This is a genomic window from Streptomyces sp. NPDC051913, from assembly GCF_044593635.1.
Taxonomy (GTDB): domain Bacteria; phylum Actinomycetota; class Actinomycetes; order Streptomycetales; family Streptomycetaceae; genus Streptomyces.
This window is the reverse complement of record NZ_JBIUCI010000007.1, coordinates 263,822-280,616: the sequence shown is the minus strand read 5'-3', so window position 1 is coordinate 280,616 and position 16,795 is coordinate 263,822. Positions and strand designations below refer to the sequence as shown.

The 16,795-nt window shown below is 71.9% G+C and carries 19 protein-coding genes; 13 read left to right on the top strand and 6 right to left on the bottom strand.

Features of this window, described 5'->3' with window-relative positions; all coding sequences use genetic code 11:
* The first annotated feature begins 22 nt into the window (after positions 1 to 22).
* Both coaE and ACIHIX_RS23165 read left to right on the top strand, forming a co-directional pair.
* Positions 23 to 661, top strand: coding sequence for a dephospho-CoA kinase (gene coaE / locus ACIHIX_RS23170; RefSeq protein ID WP_399959079.1), 639 nt, complete (start codon positions 23 to 25; stop codon positions 659 to 661).
* 50 nt (positions 662 to 711) lie between these two features.
* Positions 712 to 1,092: a tetratricopeptide repeat protein gene (locus tag ACIHIX_RS23165; RefSeq protein ID WP_399959078.1), complete on the top strand. Its 381-nt coding sequence runs from the start codon at positions 712 to 714 to the stop codon at positions 1,090 to 1,092.
* Positions 1,093 to 1,098: 6 nt separating this feature from the next.
* Here ACIHIX_RS23165 and ACIHIX_RS23160 read toward each other — a convergent pair whose 3' ends face one another.
* A complete protein-coding gene (locus ACIHIX_RS23160) occupies positions 1,099 to 1,377 on the bottom strand; it encodes a DUF6343 family protein (RefSeq protein WP_399959076.1) in 279 nt (92 codons plus the stop codon).
* Between the two features lie 102 nt (positions 1,378 to 1,479).
* On the opposite strand from ACIHIX_RS23160, the gene ACIHIX_RS23155 reads away from it, so the two are divergent.
* From ACIHIX_RS23155 to ACIHIX_RS23145, 3 genes are all read left to right on the top strand, one after another.
* A complete protein-coding gene (locus tag ACIHIX_RS23155) occupies positions 1,480 to 2,436 on the top strand; it encodes an acyltransferase domain-containing protein (protein ID WP_399959421.1) in 957 nt (318 codons plus the stop codon).
* Positions 2,437 to 2,504: 68 nt separating this feature from the next.
* Complete coding sequence (locus ACIHIX_RS23150) at positions 2,505 to 3,200, top strand: class I SAM-dependent methyltransferase (protein WP_399959074.1); 696 nt, start codon at positions 2,505 to 2,507, stop codon at positions 3,198 to 3,200.
* A gap of 124 nt (positions 3,201 to 3,324) precedes the next feature.
* Positions 3,325 to 3,795: a DoxX family protein gene (locus tag ACIHIX_RS23145; protein ID WP_399959072.1), complete on the top strand. Its 471-nt coding sequence runs from the start codon at positions 3,325 to 3,327 to the stop codon at positions 3,793 to 3,795.
* Positions 3,796 to 3,821: 26 nt separating this feature from the next.
* Here ACIHIX_RS23145 and ACIHIX_RS23140 read toward each other — a convergent pair whose 3' ends face one another.
* Positions 3,822 to 4,442, bottom strand: a complete 621-nt coding sequence (locus ACIHIX_RS23140; protein ID WP_399959070.1) for an RNA-binding S4 domain-containing protein — start codon at positions 4,440 to 4,442, stop codon at positions 3,822 to 3,824.
* 117 nt (positions 4,443 to 4,559) lie between these two features.
* Here ACIHIX_RS23140 and ACIHIX_RS23135 point away from each other — a divergent pair, with 117 nt between their 5' ends.
* Positions 4,560 to 5,237 carry a uracil-DNA glycosylase gene (locus tag ACIHIX_RS23135; protein WP_399959068.1) on the top strand — a complete coding sequence of 226 codons (678 nt, stop codon included), beginning with the start codon at positions 4,560 to 4,562 and terminating at the stop codon, positions 5,235 to 5,237.
* Positions 5,238 to 5,274: 37 nt separating this feature from the next.
* Complete coding sequence (pip, locus tag ACIHIX_RS23130) at positions 5,275 to 6,228, top strand: prolyl aminopeptidase (RefSeq protein WP_399959066.1); 954 nt, start codon at positions 5,275 to 5,277, stop codon at positions 6,226 to 6,228.
* On the opposite strand, the gene ACIHIX_RS23125 is transcribed toward pip, so the two are convergent.
* Positions 6,222 to 6,893, bottom strand: coding sequence for a GntR family transcriptional regulator (locus ACIHIX_RS23125; protein ID WP_399959064.1), 672 nt, complete (start codon positions 6,891 to 6,893; stop codon positions 6,222 to 6,224). The two genes, pip and ACIHIX_RS23125, sit on opposite strands and share 7 nt — an antisense overlap.
* A gap of 165 nt (positions 6,894 to 7,058) precedes the next feature.
* On the opposite strand from ACIHIX_RS23125, the gene ACIHIX_RS23120 reads away from it, so the two are divergent.
* Both ACIHIX_RS23120 and ACIHIX_RS23115 read left to right on the top strand, forming a co-directional pair.
* Positions 7,059 to 8,531, top strand: a complete 1,473-nt coding sequence (locus ACIHIX_RS23120) for an NCS1 family nucleobase:cation symporter-1 (protein ID WP_399959062.1) — start codon at positions 7,059 to 7,061, stop codon at positions 8,529 to 8,531.
* 5 nt (positions 8,532 to 8,536) lie between these two features.
* Entirely contained in the window at positions 8,537 to 9,259 is a 723-nt protein-coding gene (locus tag ACIHIX_RS23115; protein WP_399959061.1) for an aspartate/glutamate racemase family protein, read from the top strand.
* Between the two features lie 133 nt (positions 9,260 to 9,392).
* On the opposite strand, the gene ACIHIX_RS23110 is transcribed toward ACIHIX_RS23115, so the two are convergent.
* Both ACIHIX_RS23110 and ACIHIX_RS23105 read right to left on the bottom strand, forming a co-directional pair.
* Positions 9,393 to 9,863, bottom strand: coding sequence for a GNAT family N-acetyltransferase (locus tag ACIHIX_RS23110; protein ID WP_399959059.1), 471 nt, complete (start codon positions 9,861 to 9,863; stop codon positions 9,393 to 9,395).
* The gene (locus tag ACIHIX_RS23105) at positions 9,860 to 10,270 is read right to left on the bottom strand and encodes a RidA family protein (protein WP_399959057.1); all 411 of its coding nucleotides are present in this window, start codon (positions 10,268 to 10,270) and stop codon (positions 9,860 to 9,862) included. Before ACIHIX_RS23105 ends, ACIHIX_RS23110 begins: the two co-directional genes overlap by 4 nt.
* Before the next feature lie 365 nt (positions 10,271 to 10,635).
* On the opposite strand from ACIHIX_RS23105, the gene ACIHIX_RS23100 reads away from it, so the two are divergent.
* Together ACIHIX_RS23100 and ACIHIX_RS23095 are read left to right on the top strand one after the other, a co-directional pair.
* Entirely contained in the window at positions 10,636 to 11,430 is a 795-nt protein-coding gene (locus tag ACIHIX_RS23100; protein WP_399959055.1) for a nucleotidyltransferase domain-containing protein, read from the top strand.
* 224 nt (positions 11,431 to 11,654) lie between these two features.
* Complete coding sequence (locus ACIHIX_RS23095; protein ID WP_399959053.1) at positions 11,655 to 13,541, top strand: FUSC family protein; 1,887 nt, start codon at positions 11,655 to 11,657, stop codon at positions 13,539 to 13,541.
* Here the strand turns inward: ACIHIX_RS23095 and ACIHIX_RS23090 are convergent.
* Positions 13,538 to 14,515, bottom strand: a complete 978-nt coding sequence (locus ACIHIX_RS23090; RefSeq protein ID WP_399959051.1) for an endonuclease/exonuclease/phosphatase family protein — start codon at positions 14,513 to 14,515, stop codon at positions 13,538 to 13,540. The two genes, ACIHIX_RS23095 and ACIHIX_RS23090, sit on opposite strands and share 4 nt — an antisense overlap.
* A 125-nt stretch (positions 14,516 to 14,640) precedes the next feature.
* Between ACIHIX_RS23090 and ACIHIX_RS23085 the strand changes: the two genes are divergently transcribed.
* Complete coding sequence (locus tag ACIHIX_RS23085) at positions 14,641 to 16,005, top strand: amidohydrolase (protein ID WP_399959050.1); 1,365 nt, start codon at positions 14,641 to 14,643, stop codon at positions 16,003 to 16,005.
* A gap of 95 nt (positions 16,006 to 16,100) precedes the next feature.
* Positions 16,101 to 16,790 (top strand): DUF899 domain-containing protein, encoded by a 690-nt coding sequence (locus ACIHIX_RS23080; protein ID WP_399959048.1) that lies wholly within the window; start codon positions 16,101 to 16,103, stop codon positions 16,788 to 16,790.
* Positions 16,791 to 16,795 lie beyond the last annotated feature (5 nt).

Sequence of the window (16,795 nt, the reverse complement as noted above, 5' to 3'; positions counted from 1 at the left end):
GGCACCGCCTAAGCTGCGGCTCATGCTGAAGGTAGGCCTGACCGGTGGGATCGGTGCCGGCAAGAGTGAGGTGTCGCGGCTGCTCGTCGAGCGGGGTGCCGTGCTGATCGACGCGGACCGTATCGCGCGCGAGGTCGTCGCGCCGGGCACGGACGGGCTGGCGGCGGTCGTGGAGGCCTTCGGAGCCGAGGTGCTCGCCGCCGACGGCAGTCTGGACCGGCCGAAGCTGGGGTCGATCGTGTTCGCCGACCCCGAGCAGCTCGCCGTGCTGAACGCGATCGTGCACCCGCTGGTCGGCGCCCGCTCCCGCGCCCTGGAGTCGGCCGCCGCCGAGGACGCGGTCGTCGTCCACGACGTCCCGCTCCTCACCGAGAACGGCCTCGCCGCGCTCTACGACGTCGTGATCGTCGTCGACGCGAGCCCGCAGACCCAGCTGGACCGTCTCGTCCGGCTGCGCGGCATGACCGAGGACGACGCACGCGCGCGAATGGCCGTCCAGGCGACGCGCGAGAAGCGCCTGGAGATCGCGGACATCGTCATCGCCAACGACGTACCCCTGGAAGACCTGCGGCGACGCGTGGCGGACGTGTGGGACGACCTCGTACGAAGGGCCCGCGCGCCCCACCCGTCCCAGGGCTCGCCCCGGACGTCCCAGGAATAGCGGGCCCTTGTCCGGGCGTTGAACCCTTCCAGTGAGGGAAGGACTCTGCCGTGCCCGAGACCAGCGGTTCGACCGGACGTACTCCGGAGACGCATGTCATCGACTTCCGTGCCGCCGAGCAGTTGCTCGCCGCGCGGGACCCGCAGGGCGCGGTGAAACTGCTCGACCAGGTGATCGCCGCGCACCCCGAGAACACCGCCGCCCGTCTGCTGCGTGCGCGTGCCTTCTTCGCGGCCGCGCAACTGCGCCCTGCGGAACTGGAGTTCACCATCGTCCTGGAGCGCGAGCCGGACAACGCGTTCGCGCACTTCGCGCTCGCCCGCACCTACGAGCGTCAGGCCCGCCCTGACCAGGCCAAGCGCCATTTCCGGCTGGCCGCCGCGCTGGACCCGAACCCGCAGTACCTGAAGGCGGCTCGGTTCGAGTCGTGAGGCTCCCTAGGGGCGCCGGTTCGGGTACCGGTTCTCCGGTGGCCGGTACGGCGGGACGTCGGGGCCCGGCTGGTAGTGCGGGCCCTGGCGGATGTGCCGGAGGATCAGGGCCAGATCGACGGTGACCACCAGCCACAGCACCCCGCAGGCCGCGGCCCAACCGGGACGGCCGGCGAGGGCGAACGCGGCCGTACCGAAGATCGCCCAGACCAGCCCCCACACGCTCAGCCAGAACCGGGCCCGCAGCGCACTGCGCGCGGTCGTCGGCTCACTGCCCGTACGCATCGGGACCACGACTCCTCTCTGTCAAGGTACTCCTGGTACTCCGGACCCTGGTGTGTACTGCTCGTGGTCTTCGTATTCCTCGTACCCCTTGCCGGAGGGCATGTGCTGCCGGACACCGATGAGCTCGCCGAGGTGCTGCTCGACCTCGCGGTACCGCACGAGGACATCAACGTCCTCGTCGCGCTGCGCCGGACGGTGGTGGCCGACGCGGGAGTGCTGCGGCTCCTTGAGGAGTGCGTCGAGGCGCTGGTGCGCGACATGGGGCAGATCGTCGAGTACGGCGACGGGCTGCAGCTGGGGCATCGGGTCGCCGAGGTGCCTGCGGCGCTGCGCCGGTCCTTCGCCGCGTACGTGTGCGTCGCCGCCCTTCCGCACACGAGCGCGTACCACCGCGCACGGGGTGTCCCCGCCGACGTCTCCCGGCGCACCCTCACCGACCTCGGCCGGAACATGGCCGTCCACCGCAGACGGCACGGGACGTGCGGGGTCCAGTCCCCGCAGTGGCTGGTCCTCCACTTCCGCGGCGAGCTCTACCAGTTGGGGCGCCTGCACTTCCAGCGGACACGGCTCTGGCAGCGGGCGGCGCGCGAACTCACCGCGGCCGGGATGGAGGCGGCTGCCGGGACGCTCAGTCTGGACCTTCACATCCCCGACTACCTCGGCCCGCTGACCCCGGCCGCGTGCGACCGTGCGGTGGCGCGGGCGGGCGTGTTCTTCCGGGCGCACTACCCGGAGGAGGAGTACCGGGCGGCGATGTGCCACTCCTGGCTGCTGGACCCGCAGTTGAAGCGGTATCTGCCCGCGGACTCCAACATCGTCCGTTTCCAGGAGCGGTTCCGGCTCACCGCGCAGGACACCGAACCGGCCGACACCGAGCCGGTCCAGTTCGTGTTCGGGGACCCGGAGCTGCCGGTGGAGGCGCTGCCGCGGCGCACGTCGGTGGAGCGGGCGGTGGGGGACCACCTGCGGTCGGGTGGGCACTGGTATGTCGGGCACGGGTGGTTTCCGATGCCGACGGGAGGCGGGGGCGGGGGCGGGGGCGATCAGGGGTCGCTCTGACGGGTGAAGGTGTTCGGCCGGGGAACGGGCGTGCGGGTGCGGGCCGTTGGGCGGGCATGGAGCTGAAAATGCGTGAGGGGTATGAGGGCACCGGTCCCGGGGCGATCACTCCGGACGGCTGCGCGGTGGAGCTGTACGCGCGGCTTCCGGTGTACGACGAGCCGGACATCATCGCCGCGGCCGTACCGGCGGGGGCACACATCCTGGAACTCGGCTGCGGTGTCGGGCGGGTGACCCACCCGCTGCTGGAACGGGGGTTCAGGGTCACGGCGGTGGACGAGTCCCCCCAGATGCTGGCCCGCGTCCAGGGGGCGCGGACGATACGCGCCGCGGTCGAGGACCTGGACCTGGCCGAGACCTTCGACGTGGTGATGCTCGCGTCGTTCCTCGTGCACACCGGCGACGCCGAGGTGCGGCGGGGGATGTTGCGCGCCTGCGCCCGGCATGTGGCGGAGGGCGGGTGCGTGCTGATCCAGCGGGAGGGCGAGGACTACCACACCGACCTGCCGCGCGAGCGGGTCGACCCCAGTGGCTTCACCGTCCGGATGGTGTCGGCGGAGCCGGTCGGGGACGGGGTGAACGCGGTGCGCGCGGAGTACGAGTTCCCGGACGCGGTCTGGACCCAGACGTTCCTGGCACGGCCGTTGACGAAGGAGCAGTTCGAGGAGGCACTGCGGGAGGCGGGGCTGCGAGTGGACAAGTATCTGACGGAGGACCGGATCTGGGTGCGGGCGGTGCGCGCGGACGGGGCGGAGGCCGTCTAGAGGGGGAGCGGTGCGCGGGCGGCGACCGGAGGTGAAGTCGCCGGCCGGGTGGCGATGAGTTTCGGTGCGGGGGTCGGTCTATCTCTGTGACAGCACAACGGACCGCTTCCCACAGGAGACCCCGATGTCCGAGACCACCGCCCCCGTCACCACCGCCGCGTCCCTCAACTCCGCTTCCGGTGCCGTTGTCGCCGAGTCCGCGACCGCCCGCGGCCGTCGCGCCCGGATCGCCCTGCGTACCATTCAGGTGCTGCTCGCCCTGTTCTACGCGTTCGCGAGCGCGCTGCCCAAGCTGATCGCGCACCCCTCCGCCGCCGACGCCTTCGCGGAGATGGGCTGGGGCAACGCGGGGATGTACACCATCGGCGCGCTCGAACTCGCCGGTGCGATCGCGCTGTTGACTCCGGTGCTCCAGTCCGTGGCGGCGGTGGCGTTGAGCGGGCTGATGGTGGGCGCCTTCGTGGTCCAGGTCTCCTACTTCGACGGGGAGAACGCCGCTACACCACTCATCCTGATCATCCCCCTGGCTCTCATCGCCTGGGCCCGCCGCAGCCACAACGCACAGCTGCTGCGGCTGCTGCGACGAGGAGCGTGACGGGTGCCTCTGGCCCTTCTCGGCGGTCAGCGCCCCCCGGCGCGCCCGTCCGTCGCTCCCGTAGGCCCGCCCATGCCCCGCAGGCGCTCCATGTCCCGACGGTCCCGCTTGGTGGGCCGACCCGCGCCCCGATCGCGGATTCCGGCCGGCGCGACGGCCTCGCGCGGCGGAGGCGGTGGGCTGTTGTCGACGTAGCACTGCACGGCGACCGGGGCCCCGACCCGCTTTCGGATGAGGCGCTTGACGACGACGATCCGTTCACGGCCTTCGTGCACCAGACGTACCTCGTCGCCGACGCGGACGGAGTGGGCGGGCTTGACCCGGTCACCGTTCACCCGGACATGCCCGCCCTTGCAGGCGGCGGCACCGGCGGAGCGGGTCTTGATCAGGCGGACGGACCAGATCCAGCTGTCGACGCGCACCGTCTCGCCCTGCTGCGGCCCGGCAGCCTCGGCGGCGGCCACCGCCGCGGCCACCTGCGGATCCGTACCCGTTCCGGCGGGGACCTGTGGATCCCCGGCCGCTCCGGCGCCGGCCGTGACCGGTTTGCCCCCGGCCCCGGTCGGACCCACCCCGGTACCGCCCCGGGAGTCCTCGTCGGCGCTCACGGCGTCGCCCACACCGTTCTCCACGCGTTCAGCAGCCATGCCCCGACCTTATCCGCCCGGCCCCACCCACCCCGACGGGATTTCCCCGCCGCGCCCCGTTCCGTCCCGTCCGGCCGGAATGCCGGGGTGGCCCTGCGGCGGTCGTACGGTGGTGACGTGGATGCTCTTGCCGATCTCGACCGGCGTATCGCGGGCTGCCGGGCCTGTCCCCGCCTGGTCGACTGGCGTGAGGACGTGGCTCGTACGAAAAGGGCCGCCTTCGCCGACCAGACGTACTGGGGTCGGCCGGTGCCGGGATTCGGGCCGGCGGACGCCCGGATGCTGATCGTCGGCCTCGCCCCCGCCGCGCACGGCGGCAACCGCACCGGACGGATGTTCACCGGCGACCGTTCCGGTGACGTGCTGTACCAGGCGCTGTACGAGATCGGTCTCGCCTCGCAGCCCACGTCGGTCGGCATCGACGACGGGCTCGAACTGCGCGGCGTCCGTGTCACCTCGCCCGTGCACTGCGCCCCGCCCGCCAACAAGCCCACGCCGGGGGAGCGGGACACCTGCCGCCCCTGGCTCGTGCAGGAACTGAACCTGCTGCGGCCCACCCTGCGCAGCGTCGTCGTGCTCGGCGCCTTCGGCTGGCAGGCCACGCTGCCCGCGCTGGCGGCGGCGGGGTGGGACGTGCCCCGGCCGCGGCCCGTCTTCGGGCACGGGGTGCGGGTGCCGCTCGACGGGATCGACCTGTTCGGCTGCTTCCACGTCAGCCAGCGCAACACCTTCACCGGCCGGCTGACCCCGCAGATGCTGCGGGACGTGCTGCGCACGGCGGCGGCGGTTTATTGAGGGGACCTGGTCGCCGTACGAGGGCTAGGCTCGCCGGATGCCTCTTTACCCGGACATCGAACCGTACGACCACGGCATGCTCGATGTCGGAGACGGCAACCGCGTCTACTGGGAGACCTGCGGGAACCCGCGAGGCAAGCCCGCCGTGGTGCTGCACGGGGGGCCGGGATCCGGCAGCGGGCCGTACTTCAGGCGGCTGTTCGATCCGGCGGCGTACCGGATCGTGCTGCTCGACCAGCGCGGTGCCGGGCGGTCGACGCCGGCGGCGAGCGCGTACGGCACCGACATGAGCGTCAATACGATGCCGCGTCTCATCGCCGACCTGGAACTGCTGCGGGAGCACCTCGGGATCGAGCGGTGGCTGGTGTGGGGAGTGTCGTTCGGGTCGGTGCTGGGGCTGCGGTACGCGCAGACGCACCCGGCGGCCGTGAGTGAGGTGGTGCTGACGGGGGTCGCGACCGGGTCCGACGCCGAAGTCGCCCTGCTCACCAGGGGACTCGGGCAGATCTTCCCGGAGGCGTTCGCGCGGTTTCTGGCGGAGCTGCCCGCCGACGAGCGGGACGGCGATCTCGCCGCCGCGTACAACCGGCTCATCGAGTCGCCCGATCCCGAGGTGCGGGCCCGGGCGGCGCGGGCGTGGACGGACTGGGAGACGGCGACCATTCCGGCACCGCCCAGGTCGGTCGCGCGCTTCGAGGACCCGGAGTTCCGCCTCGGTTTCGCCCGTACCGTCACGCACTACTGGGGCAACGGGCACTTCCTGGGGGAGGACGGCGTCGTCCTGCGCGACGCGCATCTGCTGAAAGGCGTCCCCGGCACCCTCGTGCAGGGCAGCCTCGACTTCGGCAACCTCACCGGGATCGTCTGGCGGCTCCATCACGCCTGGCCGGGCAGCGAGCTGGTGGTGATCGACGAGGTCGGGCACAACGCCGGTGCGCCGGGGGTCGCCGACGCGATGGTGGCGGCGACGGACAAGTACGCGCGTCAGTAGGTGAGTTCGGGTCCCTCTTTGAACAACTGCCGTACCGTCGACTCGTAGTTGGTGCGCACATGGGCGAGGGCGTGCGCGCGGGCCCGCTCCGGATCGCCCGAGGCGATGGCCTCGTACAACTCACGGTGTTCTACGAGGAGTTGGGGCCATTCCTCGTTCCGTCGGGTCATCCAGCGCAGTCGTCCCGCCACCGGTTCGAGGGCTTCGATCAGCAGGGAGTTGCCGGCCATGGCCACGATCCGGTCGTGCAGCAGGCTGTTGACGTCCGTGATCGTCTCCGCGTCGCCCGCCTCGGTCGCGGCGGCCGCCCGGTCGAGAAGCTGCTCGACCTCGGCCAGGTCCTCGGGGGTCGCGCGGGACGCGGCCAGCCCCGCCGCGTAGACCTCCAGCGCCTCGCGCAGTTCGAAGAGCTCCTGGACGTCCTGCGGGGTCAGCCGCCGTACGACGATCCGGCGCGGTGTCTCGAAGTGGACGAAGCCCTCGGCGACCAGGGCGCGGATCGCCTCACGCACCGGCACCCGGGAGACCCCGAAGCGCTCGGCGAGCTCCCGTTCGACCAGACGGTCGCCGGGGCGCAGACCGCCCGCGATGATCTCCTGCCGTAGCGCGGCCAGGACGCGTTCGCGGACGGCACCGAGGGGTTCGATCTTCGTCGTGGAGCTCATGGAGCCATCTTCGCCGACTCCGGAGGTGTTTTACGGAGCGTTAACAGAGACGACATCGGTCAGAACGCTTGACGGGAGGACCATGACCGCAGTTTGGTATACCAAACGGCGTTCCAGGCGGTCCTTTTCCGCCACCCTCCTCCGTCCCCGTCTCATGGAGGCTCCGTGTCCCTCGCCGACCGTGCCACAACCACGGGCGCCCCAGCGTTCGTCCCCGACCCCCGTCTGACCAACGAAGACCTCGCGCCCGCCGAGAAGCGGAACTGGAAGGTCTTCGACCTCTTCGCCATGTGGATGTCCGACGTCCACAACCTGGGCAACTACACCTTCGCCGCCGGACTGCTCGTCCTCGGCATGAACGTGTGGCAGGTCTTCACCTCGCTCCTCGTCGGCTTCGTGCTCATCTACATCGGCATGAACTGGATGGGGAAGATCGGCCAGCGCCACGGTGTCCCCTTCCCGGTCGTCAGCCGCATCAGCTTCGGGGTGTGGGGCGCCAACATCCCGGCCCTCATCCGGGCCGTGATCGCCATCATGTGGTACGGCATCCAGACCTATCTGGCCTCGGTCGCGGTGAACGTCATGCTGCTGGCCGCCTGGCCGGGTCTGGAGTCCTGGACGCACAGCTCCTTCCTGGGGCTCGACGCGCTGGGCTGGGTCTCCTTCCTCTCCCTGTGGCTGATCCAGGCGCTGATCATCAGTCAGGGCATGGAATCGGTACGGAAGTTCCAGGACTTCTGCGGTCCCGCGATCTGGATCGTCATGATCGCGCTCGCGGTCTGGGTGCTCGCCAAGGCCGACTGGACCATCTCCCTCACCACCACCCCGCACCCGGTGTCGGTCGGCGAGCAGTGGCGCCAGTGGTTCGGCGCGATCGGCCTGATCCTCGCCACCTACGGCACGCTGATGCTCAACTTCTGCGACTTCTCCCGCTTCGCGCCGGACTACAAGACGGTCCGCCGCGGCAACTTCTGGGGCCTGCCCATCAACTCCACCGCGTTCGTGGTGGTTTCGGTGATCGTCACGGCCGGTTCGCTGGAGGTGTTCGGCGAGGCCATCACCGACCCGGCCGAGCTGGTGGCCAAGGTCGGCAACACCTGGGTCCTGGTCGTCGCGGCGCTCACCTTCGCCATCGCCACCATGGGCGTCAACATCGTCGCCAACTTCGTCTCACCGGCGTACGACCTCGCCAACGTCTGGCCGCAGAAGATCAGTTTCAAGATCGGCGGCATGATCAGCACGGTTGCCGCGCTGGTCGTGACCCCCTGGAACCTCTTCTCCAACCCGACCGTCGTCAACTACTTCCTGGGCGGCCTCGGCGCCTTCCTGGGCCCGCTGTTCGGCGTGATCATGCTCGACTACTACTGGATCAAGAAGGGCCGCGTGGACGCGAACGCCCTGTTCGACGGCGCCCCCGGCTCCCGCTACTACTACAAGAAGGGCGTCAACCCCAGGGCGCTGTGGGCGTTCCTGCCGTCGGCGGGCGTCGCGGCCGTCCTCGCCCTGGTGAAGACGTTCAGCGACGTCGCCCCGTACTCCTGGTTCATCGGCACGGCCCTGGCGGCCGGACTGTACGCGCTGCTGTGCCGGAACGAGCGCGCGGCTGTGGCTACGTCTACCGAGGCTGTGGAGGTCTGACGGACGTGCGGATCGTCGTCACCAACTGCAACACCACGCAGGAGATGACCGAGGAGATCGTACGAGGTGCCCGGGCCGCGGCCGGTCCGGGCACCGCCGTGACCGGGCTGACCCCGCGCTGGGGGCCCGAGTCGGCCGAGGGCTGGCTCGACAGCTACCTGTCGGCGGCCGCTGTCATCGATCTCCTGCGCACCTACGAAGGCCCCGCCTACGACGCGGTCGTCATGGCCGGATTCGGAGAGCACGGGCGGGAAGGCGTCCGGGAGTTGGTCGACGTCCCCGTCGTCGACATCACGGAGGCGGCGGCTCATCTGGCCTGTCTGCTCGGCCGGCGCTACGGGGTGATCACCACCCTGGAACGCTCCTGCGGCCAGATCGAGGACAGCCTGGAACTGGCGGGCGTGGGCCGCAACTGCGCCGCGGTGGTGGGAACGGGGCTCAGCGTCCTGGAACTCGGCGACGCGGACCGTACGGAGGCCGCCTTCGTCACCGCCGCGGAGCGGGCGATCGCCGCGGGGGCCGAAGTGCTGGTGCTGGGCTGCGCCGGCATGACCGGGCTGCAACGGGCGGTGGGGGAGAAGCTGGGGCTGCCTGTGGTGGACGGGGTGGGGGCCGCGGTGAAACTGGCGGAGTCGCTGGTGGGGCTGGGGTTGGGGACGAGCAAGGTGGGAGGGTATGCGCGGCCGTTGCCCAAGGGGCGGGTCTGGGGGAGGCCCTCGGTGGGGTGAGGGGCGCGCGGCGACGGGGAGTCGGTGGCCGGAGTACGTGCCGGAGGCCCGGCCAGGAACGCCCGTCGCTGAAGGCCGTCAGGTCCCTCGGAGCTGCCACACGTGTCCGGACGTCTGAAGGCCGTCAGGTCCCTCAGGGCTGCCACACGTACCGGACGTCCGGCTCCCGCTCCTCGTTCCCGCTGCCGTCCGTGTACTCGGCGGCGACGAAACCGTGCCGCTCGTAGAAGCGATGGGCGGGCTTGTTGACCTGGAAGGTCCACAGGTGCAGCCCCTGCGGACCACGTTCCTTGGCGAGCGCGACGAACCGGTCCCCGATGCCGTGCCCGCGCCGGTCGGGGGCGAGGTAGAGCTGGGAGAGGAGGTCGCCGTCGAGCACCATGACCCCCACGATCCTCAGTCCCTGCGGTCCCCTCTCCTCCGCGACCCATGTCTCCCGCAGCGGCACGACGACGTCCCGGAAGTAGTCCCGTACCTCGTCGTCGGACCGGGGCCGCACGACCGTCGGCAGCGCGGCAGCGAACGACCGCAGCCAGACGTCGGCCGCCGCGGCGGCGTCCGGGGCGGTGGCACGCCGAAGGGTGACGTCCGCTTCGTCGCTCATCGCGCCTCCTCCGGGATCGCGGCCGTCGCGGTGATCTCCACCAACTGCCCGCTGTACCCGAGACAGGCCACGCCCATCAGCGTCGACGAGTGGGGCCCGGTACTGAGCCCGGAGGCCTCCACGACCTCCCAGACGGCGGAGAGCACCGAGGTCTCACCGCTCACCACATACACGTCGGTGTACAGAACGTGCGCCAAGTCGCTGCCGATCGCGCGCAGTTGCTCCTCCAGGTTCGCGATCACCTGCTCGGCCTGCCGTACGGGGTCGCCCTCGCCGACGATCCTGCCCTCGGCGTCGAGCGGCACGGATCCGGCGAGAAACGCGAGCTTCGTGCCGGCCTCCACGACGGAGGCGTGGGAATAGGTGGGCGGTGGGAAGAGGGCGGGGGCGGTGACGCGCCGGATCACGGGGGCTCCAGGACTGGGCGGAGGGCGGACGACCTCGCGATCATCCAGGCCGCGGGGGCGCGCCGCATCCGATTTTCGTGCGGCGCGGAGGGCGTGACTCCCGGGCCGAGCGCCGCCCGGTTCCGGGAAACCGGTCGACACCCCCGACGCCCAGGTGTCAGCCTCCGCCATGTCACGCACCGTTCACCACGTCCCCAGCGGGCACCGCACCCTGCCCGCCTTCCGGCCGCTCGGCCGACCGGGTCCGTGGACCGGCAATGAGGTTGCCGAACCCCGCTGCTCGAACGCCGAGTTCAGCTGCGCCCTCACCACTGACAACGGGTATTCGCGTGGCAGTGCGTCACCCGGATCCCTACCCTGCCCCCATGCCGACCCTCTCCGACGCCGCCTTCCTCGACACCGTCGCCGACCGCCTCGCCGCGCTCCCCACCGTTTCCGCCGTGGCCCTCGGCGGCTCGCGTGCCCAGGGCTCCCACCGCCCGGACAGCGACTGGGACCTGGCCGTCTACTACCGCGGCCCCTTCAGCGCCGCCGACCTGCGTGCCGTCGGCTGGGAAGGGGAGGTGTCGGAGGTCGGAGGCTGGGGCGGCGGCGTCTTCAACGGCGGCGCGTGGCTCACCGTCGGGGGGCGGCGGGTCGACGTCCACTACCGCGATCTCGACGTCGTCGAGCACGAGCTGGCGGAGGCGCGGGAAGGCCGGTTCCATGTGGAGCCGCTGCTCTTCCATCTCGCGGGAATCCCGAGCTACTTGGTGGTGGCCGAGCTGGCGATCAACCGGGTGCTGCGAGGGGAGCTTCCGCGCCCGGACGGCTATCCCGAGAAGCTCCGCCGTACGGCGAGCGAGCGGTGGCACGGCACGGCCCGGGCCACCCTGGCCTACGCCAAGTCCGCGCACGCGCCGGCCGGCCGGGTCACCGAACTCGCCGGTGCCCTCGCCACGGCTGCCGCGCAGACGGCCCACGGAGTGCTCGCGGCGCGCGGCGAGTGGGTGACCAACGAGAAGCGACTCCTGGAACGGGCCGGGTTGCGAACCCTGGACGGCATCGTCGCGTCCCTCTCCGAGGAAGCGGCCCCGGAGTCCCTGATCGCCTCGGCCACCCGGGCCGGGACCATCTTCGAGACGGCGAGCCGGGACAGCGCGGCTGGTCTCCAGGGATGACTGATCCGGGTTCTCAAGCGTGCCGGCGTGCGCAACGGACGGCGTCACTCAGGGCCCGGGGGCAGTTGAGTTCATAAAGAAACCAGTCTCCCGGCCGACCGTCACATCTCCGAAATACGACCGTCCCATTTCCTCCCCGCACGCGATCTACCGTGGACACCGACAGCCCGGCCACCGTCGCCCGAAGGCACCCACCCCGCCCTCGACCAGCAGACAGGAGCCCAGTGTCACGTCCGTTCGCCCTCCCGCCCTGGCTCGCCCACACCCTGCGCACCCAGCGCGGCCCCGTCCCCTGGAACGCCGTCCTGCGCGGTGCCCTCTCCGCCGGGCCCCTGCTGCTCGCCGCCGTGGTCACCGACCGCACCTCCCTCGGTGTCGTCGCCGCCATCGCCGCGATGCTCGCCGGGATCAACGACCGGCCCGGCAGCAGGCGCGCCGCCGTGCCGCGGATCGGGGTACCGGCGCTGGCCGGGGCGCTGGGGATGCTCGTCGGGACGTATGCCGGACAGCAGGTCTCCGCCCTGCCGCTCACCCTCCTCCTCACCGGGCTCGGGCTGGTCGCGGGTGGCATGAGTGCCGTCGGACCCGTCGCCTCCGGTGCGGGGACGCAACTGCTGGTCGCCTCCGCCATCGGGGCCGGCATGCCACTGCCGGAGGCCGGCTGGGAGCGGGCGCTCGGCTATCTCGCCGGTGCGGCCTGGCTGCTCGGGTTGCGGCTGGCCCTGCCCACGCCAGGATCCCCGGGTGACTTCCGGTTCGACGGGGAGCGGGCGGCGGTCGCGGGGGTGTACGACGCCGTCGCCGACCTGCTCGACGCCGTCGGCGCCGAGCACGCCACCGCCCGGCGGGCCGCCCTCACCGCCGCCCTCGACCACGCGCAGGACGCCCTCGCCGGACCCCGGCTGCGGCAGCACGCCGGCTCCGCCGCCGAGCGCCGGTTGCACGCGCAGTACGCCGCCGCCCTTCCGCTCGCCGAGGCCGCCACCGCGCTCGCCTGGGCGGGCGAACCCCTGACCGGGCGGGCCTCGACCGGGCCCCGACGGCTGGCCACCGCCGTACGCGAGAACACGCACACCGGGCCGTTGCCCGCGCCCCACAGGTCCGCCCCCGCGCTGCGTGCGCTCGACGACGCCCTGCTGCACGCAGCCGAGGCCTTCGACCGGGGCAAGGGCGGGGATCTGCACACCCGGCAGCGGGCGGCCGGGGATCTGCTGCGGGCCGCGTTCGGCAGCGGCGGGCGGGAGTACGGGCTTCGGGTCGCCCTCTGCTTCGGGGTCAGCGCCGCCATCGCCCAGGCCCTGCATCACTCCCACTGGTACGGGGAGCACGAGCACTGGTACTGGCTGCCCGCTACCTCCGTCTTCCTCGTCAAGCCGGATCTGGGGCCGTTGGTCTCGCGGGTGCTGTGCCGGGCCGCGGGGACCGTCCTCGGCGCGCTCGTCTTCGCCGCCTTCGCCCTCGTACTGCCCCGGCCGGAGGGGCTCATCGCGCTCGTCGCCGTGAGCGGGGCGCTCATCCCCGTCGCCACCCGGCACTTCGCCGCCCAGACCGCGGTGGTCACCGTTCTCGTGCTCGCATTGGTCATGGTCGGCGGCGAACCGCAGGCCTCGGTGAGCCGGATCGGCGAGACGCTGCTGGCCTGCGCCCTCGTGCTGGTCGTCGGACATCTGCCGATGCCGGGGCAGCGCGGCGGGGGAGTACGGGCCCGGGTCGGGGTGGCGGGCGAGGCCGCCCAGGCGTATCTCGCCCACGTCCTGCACGAGACGGACCCGGACACCGGCCGTCGTGCTGTTGAACCAGGCGCCGACAGTCGTGCCGTTCGCTGGACCCTCCGCCGCGAGGCCTACCGCGCGCTCGCCGAAGCCCGTACCGCCATCGCCCTCGCCGCCGCCGAACTCCCGCCGCTCGCCCGGCACTCGGAGGGCGCGGGCCATGTCGTCGCCGTACTCGAGGAGCTCGTCGACACGACCACCGCGTGCGCCGTCCACCTCGACGACACGGGCCGGCTCGCGCCCCTGCACACCGAGCGCCTGGCCGGGCTGGTGCGCGAACTCGCCGATGACCGTGCTCACTTGGGCGTACGGGTTCCAGAACTCCCGTTGGCCGGTTAGCCGATCCGCACCCACACCGGCGCGTGGTCCGAGCCCGGCGCCCCCTGCCGTTCCGCCGGACGACGCGGGTCCACGGACGGGAGGTCGGGCGGCGCCGCGTCGGGCAGGCCAGTACCCGCCGCTGTCACCCGGTGGACGAGGCGGTGGCTGAGCAGGATGTGGTCGATCAGTTCGCGGCGCCCGGAGTTGACGCGGGAGAAGCGCCGCTCGGCCGGGATCAGCGGGGCCACGTCCCACAGCCGTAGCGCGTCGCCCCCGTCCGGCCGGTCGAAACCGGGTGTGCCGATCTCCGAGCCGGGTGGGCCGAGCAGGATCTGTGTGGTCGCCGCCTGCACCTCGTCGTTGAGATCGCCCAGCACCACCACGTCCCGCTGCCGACCGTCGCCCGCCAGCAGTACGTCGGCCAGGGAGCGCAGCGTCGTCGCCTCCGCCGCTCGCCGGTACAGCGCGTACGCCCCGTAGCGCGCCCGTTCGCCCTCGTCGCGCGGCTGGAAGCGGCCGTCCGGGTAGGACAGCAGCTTCGATTTGAGATGGCAGACCGCCGCCCGCAGGGGTCCGGCGTCCGTCCCGTGCTCGGGGTCGGCGTCCGTCGCCGTCTCCACCGCCAGGAAGCTGCGGCCCGCCTCGGCGACCACGCCACCCTCGTCGTCCGCCTGGACCGGGCGCAGGCGCGGCGGGAACGCGGTGGTGTCGGACAGGACCGTCAGCGGCGTACGGCTGAGGAAACCGACCCGGATGCCCCGGCCGTCCGGGTGCTCGGAGAGCGCGGTGTGCCAGTCGCCGCCCACCATGTCGGCCAGGTCCCGCAGTGCATCCGGGTCTCCGACCTCCTGCACGCCCAGCAGCGTGGGGTCGAGCTCCGCGATCGTGGTGGCGAGGGCGGCCAGCTTCGTCTCGTACGCGGTCTTGTCGGCCGGGCCGAACGGGCCGCCGGGGCGGTAGAGGTTCTCCAGGTTCCAGGTGCCGATGAGCATGCCGGTCCCCCTTCCGGGCACGGTGGTCAGGCCAGGGTGCTCGTCCGGGCGGCGCCGCGACAGAGCCGTGACAGGATGCGCGGTTCGGCTCACCCGACCCGAGGAGCACGCCGTACGTTGGCGGGATGACCGACTCTCCCGCCGGCACCGGCTCCCCCGCCGACCTCGTCATCACCGGATGCGCCGTCCTCGTCCACGACGACCAGGAGCGCGTCGGGTTCGAGGAGAACGCCACCATCGTCGTACGGGAGGGAGTCATCGAGTCCGTCGGCACGGGCCGTGAACCGCCGCCTTGCGCCGAACACATCGACGCCCGTGGGCAGGTGGCCATGCCAGGGCTCGTCAACTGCCACACCCACGCCCCGATGGTCGCGCTGCGCGGTGTCGCCGAGGATCTGCCGACCGAGGAGTGGTTCAACGACGTCGTGTGGCCGATCGAGTCCAACCTCACCGAGTCGGACGTGGAGTTGGGGGCCCGGCTCGCCTGCGCGGAGATGATCCGCGGGGGTGTCACCTGCTTCGCCGACCACTACTTCTCGATGAGCGCCGTCGCCGCCGTAGTCGAGGAGTGCGGCATCCGGGCCCATCTCGGTGAGACCTACTTCTCCTCCCAGGGTCCTCAAGGGCGGGAGAGATCACTGGAGTTCGCGCTCCGGCACCGCGGCGGTGCCGGCGGTCGCATCACCACCGCTCTCGCCCCGCACGCCCCCTACACCGTGGACGACGCCGACCTCGCCACCACCGCCGACCTCGCCCGCGCCCACGGCCTGCCCGTCCACCTCCACGCCGCCGAGAACGTCGACCAGGCGGAGGCGAGCCTGGAACGCCACGGCGCCACCCCCGTCGAGGTCCTGGCCCGCACCGGCATCCTCGACACCGACGTCCTCATCGCCCACGGCACCGGCATCCTCGACCGCGACCTGCCGCTCCTCGCCGCGGCGACCGGCCGGGTCTCCGTCGCCACCGCGCCCCGCGGCTACCTCAAGTTCGCCTGGCCCACCACCACACCGGTCCGTGCCCTGCACGACCTCGGCATCCCCGTCGGCCTCGCCACGGACGGCGCCGCCTCCAACAACTCCCTCGACGTGTGGGAGTCGATGGCGCTGACCGCGCTCGTCCAGAAGTCCACGACCGGCGACCCGCGGTGGCTGACATCCCGCCAGGCACTGCACCACGCCACCCTCCAGAGCGCCCGCGCGATCGGACTCGGCGACACTCTCGGCACCCTCGCCCCCGGCCGCCGCGCCGACCTCGTCCTCGTCGACCTCACCGGGCCGCACACCCAGCCCGTCCACGACCTGCCCGCCACCCTCGTGCACAGCGCCCGCTCCTCGGACGTCCGCACGACGATCGTCGACGGACGGGTCCTGATGCGCGACCGCGAGCTGCTGACCATCGATGTGGCGTCGGTGGTGCGGGAGTTGGGGGAGCGATTGCCGGCACTCCTGGACCGGAGCCATGGCAGGCGGATCCAGGAGTACGACACCTGAGAGCCCGCCGGGAGAAAAGAATCTTCCGGCACAGCGATGAGTTCCGCCCTGTCCATCGGTCACCACCCCGAACGGACCGTTGCACAGGAGGGGTCATGTCGCTTCCGGAGGTCGTCTCGCGTGCGGAGTGGCGCGCGGCGCGCGGGGAATTGCTGGGCAGGGAGAAGGCCGCCACGCGGGCGCGGGACGCGCTCAACGCCGAGCGGCGTCGGCTGCCCATGGTGGAGATCGAGGAGGAGTACCTCTTCGAGGGCGGCGACGGCAAGGCGACGCTGCTCGACCTCTTCGAAGGGCGCTCCCAACTCGTCGTATACCACTTCATGTTCGCGCCGGAGTGGGACGCCGGCTGCCGCAGCTGCTCGGCGTTCCTGGACCAGATCGGGCATCTGGCGCATCTGAAGGCGCGGGGGACGACGTTCGCGGCGGTGTCGCGGGCGCCGTACACCAGGATCCTGCCGTTCAAGGCGCGGATGGGCTGGACCGTGCCCTGGTACTCGTCGTACGGCGGTGACTTCAACCGTGACTTCGAGGTGACCCTGGAGCAGGACGGGAGGCTGGTCGAGCGCCCCGGCCTCAGCTGCTTCCTGCGGGAGCGCGACCGCGTCTTCCACACCTACTCGACCTTCGAGCGCGGCCTCGACGGGCTCGGCTCCACCACCAGCCTCCTGGACCTCACCGCGCTGGGCAGGCAGGAGGAGTGGGAGGAGCCCGAGGGGCGTGCTTCGGCGCTGGGAGCGCCCGCGGGGAGCGAGCGCGTTCGCTATCACGATGAGTACGAGGAATGACGCGG